The 3,008-nt window shown below is 43.8% G+C and carries 2 protein-coding genes; one reads left to right on the forward strand and one right to left on the reverse strand.

Annotated features, from left to right (window positions below):
- Positions 1 to 47: 47 nt before the first annotated feature.
- Positions 48 to 821, forward strand: a complete 774-nt coding sequence (gene xni, locus AB4496_RS24200; protein WP_102257774.1) for a flap endonuclease Xni — start codon at positions 48 to 50, stop codon at positions 819 to 821.
- Positions 822 to 1,020: 199 nt separating this feature from the next.
- On the opposite strand, the gene AB4496_RS24205 is transcribed toward xni, so the two are convergent.
- On the reverse strand, positions 1,021 to 3,008 hold a 1,988-nt coding region (locus AB4496_RS24205; protein WP_372132319.1), incomplete at its 5' end, for a TonB-dependent receptor.

Below are 3,008 nucleotides of genomic sequence, written 5' to 3' on the forward strand. Positions count from 1 at the left end.
ATAAGGGGCTAGCAGCCCCTTATTTATTGCCTATTTAGTGGAAACTTATGTCTATCCATCTTGTTATTATCGATGCCTTGAACCTCATCCGACGCGTGCACTCTGTTCAGCCGGACCCAACCGATATTGCAAGAACCATCACCACGACTGCTCGTACTCTTAATCGCATCCTAAACGAATCAAAACCCACTCATATCATTGCGGTATTTGATCATCATTTACAAGATCGAGGTTGGCGCGCGGAAGTCCTTCCCGCTTATAAGCAAAACCGTAAGCCGATGCCAGAACCATTGATGAAAGGTCTCGATGCGATTCAACAAGCTTGGTGGGAATTAGGGATTGATTCACTGCTCTCTGACGGCGCTGAAGCGGATGATCTAGTTGCAACATTGGCAAAGAAAGTCGCTGACCACGGAGAAACTGTCACTATCATTTCGACAGATAAGGGCTACTGCCAACTGTTGTCTCCAACGCTACAAATCCGTGATTATTTCCAACACCGTTGGTTAGATAAGCCCTTTATCGAAGCGGAATTTGGCGTAAAGCCAGAGCAACTGGCAGATTACTGGGGATTAACGGGCGTCAGCTCAAGCCAAGTCCCCGGAATTCCAGGTATAGGGCCAAAAGCAGCCAAAGAGATATTAACGACATACCCTGATATCGAAACAGCATTCCTAGCTGAAGACTTACCGAAAAAGTATCGTAAGAAATTCGATGAGCATATCGAGTCGGCTCGCGTATGTAAGCTCGTTTCTGCACTCAAAACAGACATCGATTTAGGTTTTAATCTGCAAGATATTCGCTACGAAGCTGTGTCTTAATCTGACGTCACAAATTCAGTCATTAAAGCTAACCGTTAGAAATAAATCCGCTTATAAATCAACAAATAGAAAATAAATCATTAGAAAGCAGAAAGCCTTAGTCTGAACTAAGGCTTTTTTGTTGTTTCATTTTAAGACGAAACATTGCACTTATACTGATAACTCTCTATTTCTAGAATAACTTTCAGCTAAGAGCAGATTAGAAGCTATAAGCGATAGAAGCTTTAAAGTTACGACCCGCTTCATAGCTGGTGTACTTTTCTGAACCCCAAGAGATACCAAAACCAGTATGCTCAGCGTACTTCTTATCAAGCAGGTTATCGATACCAAGGTTCATCTCTAGGTCTTTAGCAAACGTCGGTGTGTAAGCCGCCCAAATGTTGTGCGTTGCGAAGCCTGAGCGTTTGATCTCTTTGCCTTTTTCGTTCTCGTAATCGTTCCCCGGAACAAAGCGTGAATCCCAACCAAACACAAATTCATTGTTTAGGCTGTAGTTAAAACCGGCCTTAAAGTTATGAATACCGGTTTTATTCATGTGACTTGTCTTGCCGTTTTTCAGGCTCTTTTGCTCACCATCAGAGTAAGAGTGGTTAGCGTAAACACTTAATGCATCTAACTGATAGCTCAATACTGTCTCTACACCCCAAACTTCAACATCATACTTATTAGATAATGTTGCGTTGTTCTTAGTTGGGTGCATTTGGTTATCAAGGTCATAGGTATAAGCCGTGAAACCTAGAATCGCGTAATCAGCCGCAAGCAAACGTGTTAGCTCGTAATCAAAGCCCGCTTCGTAGTTATTACCCGTCATCGCCTTAGTATCAGACTGCTTAACTTTGCTTGGTGCTTTCATCGTTAGCGTTTCTGGTAGTGACGCGCCTTTAAACAGACGACCGTAACCTACACGAAGTTTTAGGTTTTCCGTTGTTTGGTATTCACCTTTGAACTTTGGAGATAGTTGGTCAAACTCGCCCTTATACACACCACCCAGTTTATGAACGTCGTAACGAAGACCTGTTGTCAGACGGAAATCGCTGAATTCGTACATATCTTGCAGATACAGACCGTAAGCCGTCACCGTACCACCATCCATGCTGTACTTCTCAGTTTGGCCTTGCTTAGTACCGCTTAGATATACGCCTTCACCAGCATCAATCCATTGCTTGGCTTTGTAGCCCTCAAGACCATAAGTAAGCTCATGCTCACCAACCCAAGAAACGTTACGAATGTCACCACCAATGGTTGTTACATTGTATTCACGCTTAGGGTAAGACATTTTGCCATCTTTGAACCATTTACCTGCCGGTGTTTTGCCCCAAGCGGTACCTTCAAGAGCATCACGATCCATGTATTGACGGTTGTAGTAAACATTACTTTTCAGATGAACTAGATCACTACCCGCATCGTATTCGTGCTGTAGCGTCACTGTATCGCGATTAAGCGAATGATAGTCGTGTTTATCGTCAGCATACAGAGCACCCGCCTTTTCGCCAGAAAGCTGACGCGTACCACCATCACTGTATCGGTTGAAAGTCAGTTTAAATTCATTGGCATCATTAGGAATGAAAACAACTTTAGCCAAACCCGACTTAAGCTCACCCTGCTTAGAGGTTACCGCTTCTTGATCAGGAATGTGCAGATCGCCATCTTCTGAATAGTTCGCAATACCCATGAACTGTAGCTTGTCGTTCACTTTTGCATACACAGCAACGTTGGTTGCAAAACGCTCATAAGCTGTTTGATAGCTTGTTTTTACTCGAGCACCAACGCTTTCACCCGGCTTAAGAAGATCGCTTGGGTCTTTCGTTTCGTAGCTAAATGAACCATTGATAGCACCAGAACCTGACAGTGCAGAGTTACCACCTAATTCAATTTCAGCTCTTTTTAGCATTGCAGGATCAATCGCTTGGTCACCAGAGTGGTGGAAAAGCTGACCTTCTTGTCGCGCGCCATCAATAGTCACTACGGCAAATTTGTCTTCCATACCACGTACAAATACTTTGCGTGAGTAACGTGCGTTCCCGTCAACCGTAACGCTAGGCATAGTATTCAAAACATCTTTGATGTCTGATGCTTGCTTCTTTTCCAGTGTGTCAGAGTTGATTTCAGTCTGAATCAATTGGTCAAGGGCAGAACCGATAACGACTACGGTTTCTGGTTCGTCGGCAGCAAATGCTGTAAATGAGG

Source organism: Vibrio sp. 10N.222.46.A1 (genome assembly GCF_041473595.1).
GTDB classification, from domain to species: Bacteria; Pseudomonadota; Gammaproteobacteria; order Enterobacterales; family Vibrionaceae; genus Vibrio; species Vibrio tasmaniensis_A.